General features: G+C 31.4%; 10 protein-coding genes. 2 read left to right on the forward strand and 8 right to left on the reverse strand.

The window, feature by feature from the left end; all coding sequences use genetic code 11:
* Positions 1-54: 54 nt before the first annotated feature.
* From N1032_RS21925 to N1032_RS21960, 8 genes are all read right to left on the reverse strand, one after another.
* Positions 55-333 (reverse strand): hypothetical protein, encoded by a 279-nt coding sequence (locus tag N1032_RS21925; RefSeq protein ID WP_259542311.1) that lies wholly within the window; start codon positions 331-333, stop codon positions 55-57.
* Positions 334-354: 21 nt separating this feature from the next.
* Entirely contained in the window at positions 355-714 is a 360-nt protein-coding gene (locus tag N1032_RS21930; protein WP_259542312.1) for a hypothetical protein, read from the reverse strand.
* Positions 715-717: 3 nt separating this feature from the next.
* Positions 718-1,080 (reverse strand): hypothetical protein, encoded by a 363-nt coding sequence (locus N1032_RS21935; RefSeq protein WP_259542314.1) that lies wholly within the window; start codon positions 1,078-1,080, stop codon positions 718-720.
* A gap of 190 nt (positions 1,081-1,270) precedes the next feature.
* Positions 1,271-1,450, reverse strand: a complete 180-nt coding sequence (locus N1032_RS21940) for a hypothetical protein (RefSeq protein WP_259542316.1) — start codon at positions 1,448-1,450, stop codon at positions 1,271-1,273.
* 402 nt (positions 1,451-1,852) lie between these two features.
* A complete protein-coding gene (locus N1032_RS21945) occupies positions 1,853-2,356 on the reverse strand; it encodes a hypothetical protein (protein WP_259542319.1) in 504 nt (167 codons plus the stop codon).
* A 215-nt stretch (positions 2,357-2,571) separates the two neighbouring features.
* On the reverse strand, positions 2,572-3,093 hold the full coding sequence (locus tag N1032_RS21950) for a hypothetical protein (protein ID WP_259542320.1): 522 nt from the start codon (positions 3,091-3,093) through the stop codon (positions 2,572-2,574).
* A gap of 201 nt (positions 3,094-3,294) precedes the next feature.
* A complete protein-coding gene (locus N1032_RS21955) occupies positions 3,295-3,684 on the reverse strand; it encodes a hypothetical protein (protein WP_259542322.1) in 390 nt (129 codons plus the stop codon).
* 12 nt (positions 3,685-3,696) lie between these two features.
* Entirely contained in the window at positions 3,697-4,026 is a 330-nt protein-coding gene (locus N1032_RS21960; RefSeq protein ID WP_259542324.1) for a hypothetical protein, read from the reverse strand.
* Positions 4,027-4,226: 200 nt separating this feature from the next.
* On the opposite strand from N1032_RS21960, the gene N1032_RS21965 reads away from it, so the two are divergent.
* Both N1032_RS21965 and N1032_RS21970 read left to right on the forward strand, forming a co-directional pair.
* On the forward strand, positions 4,227-4,502 hold the full coding sequence (locus tag N1032_RS21965; protein WP_259542326.1) for a hypothetical protein: 276 nt from the start codon (positions 4,227-4,229) through the stop codon (positions 4,500-4,502).
* A gap of 423 nt (positions 4,503-4,925) precedes the next feature.
* Entirely contained in the window at positions 4,926-5,234 is a 309-nt protein-coding gene (locus N1032_RS21970) for a hypothetical protein (RefSeq protein WP_259542328.1), read from the forward strand.
* Positions 5,235-5,515: the final 281 nt, after the last annotated feature.

Raw genomic sequence — 5,515 nt, forward strand, 5'->3', positions numbered from 1 at the left:
ACCAATTCCACTATCGACTGTTATTCACACCTTTTTACCAGCGTCATTAGCATTTCACTTTCTCGTAGCATAAGTAGCGGTTATATCTTTTCTTGTAGGAAGTCCAAGAGCAGTTTTAAAAGCACTCATAGTGATAGTATTGGAGTATCCATCAAATCCATATCCTAAGACAAGTTGTTCCCCTGGAATAGGAGTGATAGTGTTGGGGATAGCATTGGCGGCAGACCCAGGGTCTCCCTTTTCCCCTTTATCTCCCTTTTCGCCTTTTTGTCCTTGGATACCTTGGATACCTTGAATACCTTGAATACCTTGTGGTCCAAGCAATTTACCCATATTAACTCATTGTGTTCCATCTCATACAACAAGTTCATCGTTTTCATCGGTAATTACATAAGCATCATCTAAATTAGGATTTGCTGGTAAGTCAGCTCTAGTTGCAACTGTACCTTTTGCTGTAAAGGATTGACCTGCTGGACCTTGAACCCCTTGAACTCCTTGGTCCCCTTTATCTCCCTTGTCCCCTTTGTCCCCTTTTTGACCTTGAACCCCTTGAATTCCTTGGTCTCCTTTATCACCTTTTGGACCTATTGGACCTTGTGGTCCTGTGTCACCTTTATCGCCCTTAGGACCTGGAATAGTTGAGTCTTTACCATCTTTTCCATCTTTTCCATCTACACCCTTAATAACCATAACAGTTTCAGGACAATCATTCATAACTCATATATATGAAAACATAGGATCATTGACAAATGCATTTACGTATCCACTAATTTTCATTTGTGTCATCTTAATAAATCTATCGATAATGTCAGATGTTTCAGTCACTCTTCTAGTTGCATCTTTAGATTTAACTAAATTCTTATCAGCAATATTTTCAATTTGAAATTGATTGTATTGTGCTTCTGAAGGTGTAGATGAGTAAGTAGTTTCAGTAGTTGAAAAGTTAATATCTGGTTGATCGTTATATCTAGTTGTCTTTACATTTAATAAATCTTGTTGTAATCCTGCAAGTTTTGACTTTGTTAGTGGTAAAGTCTTAACATAAAGAGCTGGAAGTAATTCTGTAAGAGCATTTGCCATAAGTAAGTGCTGAGTATCTTCATCATTTCTAGCAAATCACAAGTTATACTTGTTTGCTAACAGTGAATAAATAGCTTTGACTGAGTAATAAGTTTTAGTTTCATCAAGTCAATCAGGTTTTTCATCGAATAATGCATTAACATTATTTAGTACTTTTATATTGAAAGTATTAAAATCTGGATATAGTTCTTTAAATCTCTTGGTCTCTATCTTTTCCATTTTCATTCTCCCTTCCGGCAATGAGTGCCTGTTTTTCCATCATTTTATCTTTAATTTCTTCTTCAACATCGATAAGTGTTAATTGAATGCCAAATACTTTTTTATATTGTTCAATAAATAACTCACACTGATCTCTAAATTCATTTTTCATGAGTTCAAAGTGAATTTTATCATCGTCAACTTCGCCTGAAGTATTTCTTTCACCTTTAGCGTTAATATTAATAACTTCACCATTAAGCCAATATCATGCGTTTTTATTTGCTTTAATAGATTCAATAATATTTAAAATAGTTTCATTTTCAGCAAAATTAATTTTAAATAGCTTCTGTGAAATTAGTTTATCAATTGAGACGTCATCACCATTTTCTTGTGAGAATTGTGATTTTTGTGATGGTGATAAGTTAATAAATGCTTCATCTGTGTCATATATTTTTTCAAAATCATGTTTAGCATATGAATTATTTTGATTATTAACTCCAAATTTAGCGTCAATAAGTGAAAGCCGTTTTTTATATACAACTTGATTTTCAGCGAATAAATAAGCATATGCTATTCATCTAACTAAACCTGTGTAAGAAGTGTGATTATATTTTAAGAAAGCTGAATTTTCATTGGTAATTCTAGTTGCAATTCTATTTTTATTATTTCTTGGTGCACTAATTCCAATTGCGTCAGTTACATTTTCAATGGCATCGTAAAAAATAGGTGAAGCATATAATGGGTATCTTTTAATATATGGCTCTTTTTTAAGTAGTTGAGATTCTACATATGAATCAATACGATCACTAAGTTCATTATTAGCATCTACTTTTGTATATATTTGACCCTTAACAATTTTAGTCAAATCAGTAATTGCTCCTGCTCCATTTCTGAAAGCTGCTTTAAAAAGTTGTCTTTGAATTCCAATAGTTAATTCTTCATCACCTTCAAATCTAAATAGAGCAATATATTTTTGCTCAATATTATCAATAACTGTTGACATGACATTTTGACGGAATTTTCCATGGTCTTTGCCAAATAAGTTTCTATTATCTAAATCTTTATATGTTACACTCATAATAATATTATATAAAAAAATAGGCAAATGCCTACTTTTCATCCAATTTGAACTCATCAATTTCTTTTTCAAGATTTTTATCGATGATCATATTTGTTAGAATAACCTTTTTTAGTGATGCTTTATCTTTTGCTGTTTCAATTTGATTTTTTAGTCAAGTTTGCTCTGGTGAAAATGTGAATTTTGCTAATAGAAATTTAATTAGTTTATCCATATTACACTTCCTCAATGAAGATAGCTTCTTCGTGATATAGTGGAGCTAGTTTAACACGTGCGTCATATTGAATAAGCATTTGGTTTGGACCAACATTTTTAGTTGTCCCACCTTCCATAACTACAGCACCTACTTCTCTCTTGATTGTACCAATTTGAGATAGTGCTAAAGGTTTTCTGTAAAGAATTCTATCTGAACATACTAAGTAACCTGCTGTTCCTACTTCAGCTTGTGCAGTTACATATACTGGAACTGTATCAACAAATGATACTAGACCATTAAAGTTTCTTGATGTTCCTGGTTCATTTAGATTAATAACTGTTGTAACTGATGATGAATCAATTCCAAGTGCACCATTATAAGTAGTAATAACTCTTAAACGATCTAGTGGAATACCATTGATTGAAAATGGGTAGAATGTTTCAGTTGAAATTGGTGAACCAATATTTGTTAGATAAGAAATTGCTAGTCTAATAAATGATAGTGATGTATCTTTAGCTGCGTGCAGAATTGCTTTAGGCACCTTAACAACTCTTTTACCACCTGCAATGGCATTTGTGTAATCGTTTTGGACTGCACCTGTTGCTGGAATTGTAGGTTGTGTACCTGAAGGTTTAGTTGCATATAGATCAGCTGTAGTTACTTTTGCAACTGATGAATAAATTGGTGTTGTATCCGCTTTAGTTTTAACTGCTGCTAGTCCTTCATTTAAATCTTTTTCTTTTCATGAAAGAATAAAGTTTGCTGAAGCGTTTGCAACTAAGTCGTTTGAACCTGAAGCTGTTTTAACTAATTCAATATCTTGGTTATCAGTGATAATGTTATCTTGACGTGCAACAAATGGAACTGTAACTCTTGAAACTACTTGACCTGTTGCCCCTGTAAATGCTGGTGCATCACCAACAGCTGCTGTTGCTGTATATGCTTTTAAAGTTCTTTTGTTATCTTTTAGAATTTCACCTGTAAGAGCATCTTCTGAACCTTCTGATACTGCTACTTGGTCAATAATTGAAGGTTTTGATAGTACAGGTTTAACTGTAAGAATTCTTTTGGTAAAGTCTAGTGCTTCACCTGTTGAGCCATCTTTGATGATGACAGTTGTTGTATATGACATCTTAATGTCCTCCTATAAATGCACTAATTCATCTTTTTGTTTAACTTCTTCTTTTTGAAGTGATGAATTAATCTGATCAGTCAATTTTGACAATGATTCGGCAAATGCTTTTTCTTTTTCTGAAAAGTCATTGCCATCTTGCTTTTTTTCTTGACTGTCTTTTTTTTCTTCCTTTTTGACTTCCTCCAACTCATCTTTAGGATCTTTTTGTTTTTCATCTGGAATTTCTATTCCGAGTTCTTTTGCCTCTTTTAATAGATCTTCCATTTCTTTCTTGTCTGCTTCTGCTTGTTTTTTAAGACGAGCTTCTTCAACAAGTTTTTTCAATTTGTCTTTTTCCATGACATCTATATTATAATATAAGTATGAAAATAACAAAAATAACATTATATCAATTGCCATTTACTTTTGAAAGTGGTAATAGAATTGACGACATACAAAATTTAAAAGGTAATAGATTTCATATCCCACAATGAGAACTTACAGAGCAAAAAGATTTTTCTTGAAATTTTACAAACTTTTTATTTAATGCAACTTTAACTGTGAATACAAATCAGGCTGTTAATTTAAATAATAGACCACAAGGTTTTAACTATGCTGTAATCTATGCTGAAGGATTAAATAATGCACTTCCAGATTCAATACCTAATCCAGCTCATGAAATTGGTTTTTTCTTGCAAAGTGTAAGTAAATTCAACAATTCACAATCATATCAATATAATTGTCGTGTTGATGTTTTTGGCACATGGGGTCTTGATTACATGAGTGCTTTAGAAGGTACACTTGTAAATGTTAAAAGAATGCATGAAGATAGGTGAGTTAAAGATGGTGATAAATTTAAAATTAATTTAGATTCACACTTTTTAATTAATTCTGATTTTACAGTTCCGGATACAAAAGGAATGGAAATGAAATATGTTCCTAAAAAAGCGTTGATTTGAGGTGCTGATGATAATTTTACAAGGACATCACCTTATAAAAGAAATGAATTAAAAATAGATGTTGAAAATGCTGGATATTTTGAACCTAGATATTTTGACACTGATAATTCAAATATTTTAATTACTAATTCAGGTGAATTAATGCTTAAAACAGGTAATGTTGATATTGACAATGTTAGACAAAATCAATTTTGATATGTTTATGCTATTTTAAAAAGTGGTGGAAAACCTATATCCAATAATGCTAATGAAAGACCTGGAACATTTCATCATTCTTATGACACTTATTCATTAGCAATTGTGAAGCCACAATCATTTTTACATTGTTTCTATAATGAGAGAAATGAGCCAAAAGATTTTGAAGATTTAAACAAAAAATGCAATGCTTCAAATATTGCAAGTGATATTTCATCACTTAAAAATTTCGAGGTGCTTCAGGAAGGTAAAATTGTCAACATGATAATTTCACCGTTTCCAATTGACTATGTTGAGGATGTATTAAATGGAAAAACTCCTGGATATAATAACATGAAAAGAATTTGTTTTAAAAATGATGGATCAAATTCATCATGTGCTGATAGTGATCATCAAATTGGTGTTGTCAATTGAAATAGAGATGGTTATTATAAAGATAATACTTATGGTGATTTATTTTTTTCAGGTCGTGTTGAGCCATTTGAAATTAGTGAAATTGGTTTTACTTTCGATGGTGATGCTGCAACTGTTAAAACTAGTGTTGATCCTGTGTTACTGAATCAATCAATTGTGCCTATAACATTCAAATATAAAGAAAATGAAGTTATTTTGGATGTTTACAATTATTTAAAAAATCCAATTGTTGATAAGTATAAAAGTCACTATGTTAATCCTTCAAAATATAAAAATGCAAT

This window comes from Herbiconiux daphne, assembly GCF_024979295.1.
GTDB lineage: Bacteria > Actinomycetota > Actinomycetes > Actinomycetales > Microbacteriaceae > Herbiconiux > Herbiconiux daphnes.

Excerpts from the sequence above, each read along its gene's own strand:
- N1032_RS21925 (WP_259542311.1), bottom strand. The coding sequence starts at position 333 with ATGGGTAAATTGCTTGGACCACAAGGTATTCAAGGTATTCAAGGTATC.
- N1032_RS21930 (WP_259542312.1), bottom strand. The coding sequence starts at position 714 with ATGAATGATTGTCCTGAAACTGTTATGGTTATTAAGGGTGTAGATGGA.
- N1032_RS21935 (WP_259542314.1), bottom strand. The coding sequence starts at position 1,080 with ATGGCAAATGCTCTTACAGAATTACTTCCAGCTCTTTATGTTAAGACT.
- N1032_RS21940 (WP_259542316.1), bottom strand. The coding sequence starts at position 1,450 with ATGAAAAATGAATTTAGAGATCAGTGTGAGTTATTTATTGAACAATAT.
- N1032_RS21945 (WP_259542319.1), bottom strand. The coding sequence starts at position 2,356 with ATGAGTGTAACATATAAAGATTTAGATAATAGAAACTTATTTGGCAAA.
- N1032_RS21955 (WP_259542322.1), bottom strand. The coding sequence starts at position 3,684 with ATGTCATATACAACAACTGTCATCATCAAAGATGGCTCAACAGGTGAA.
- N1032_RS21960 (WP_259542324.1), bottom strand. The coding sequence starts at position 4,026 with ATGGAAAAAGACAAATTGAAAAAACTTGTTGAAGAAGCTCGTCTTAAA.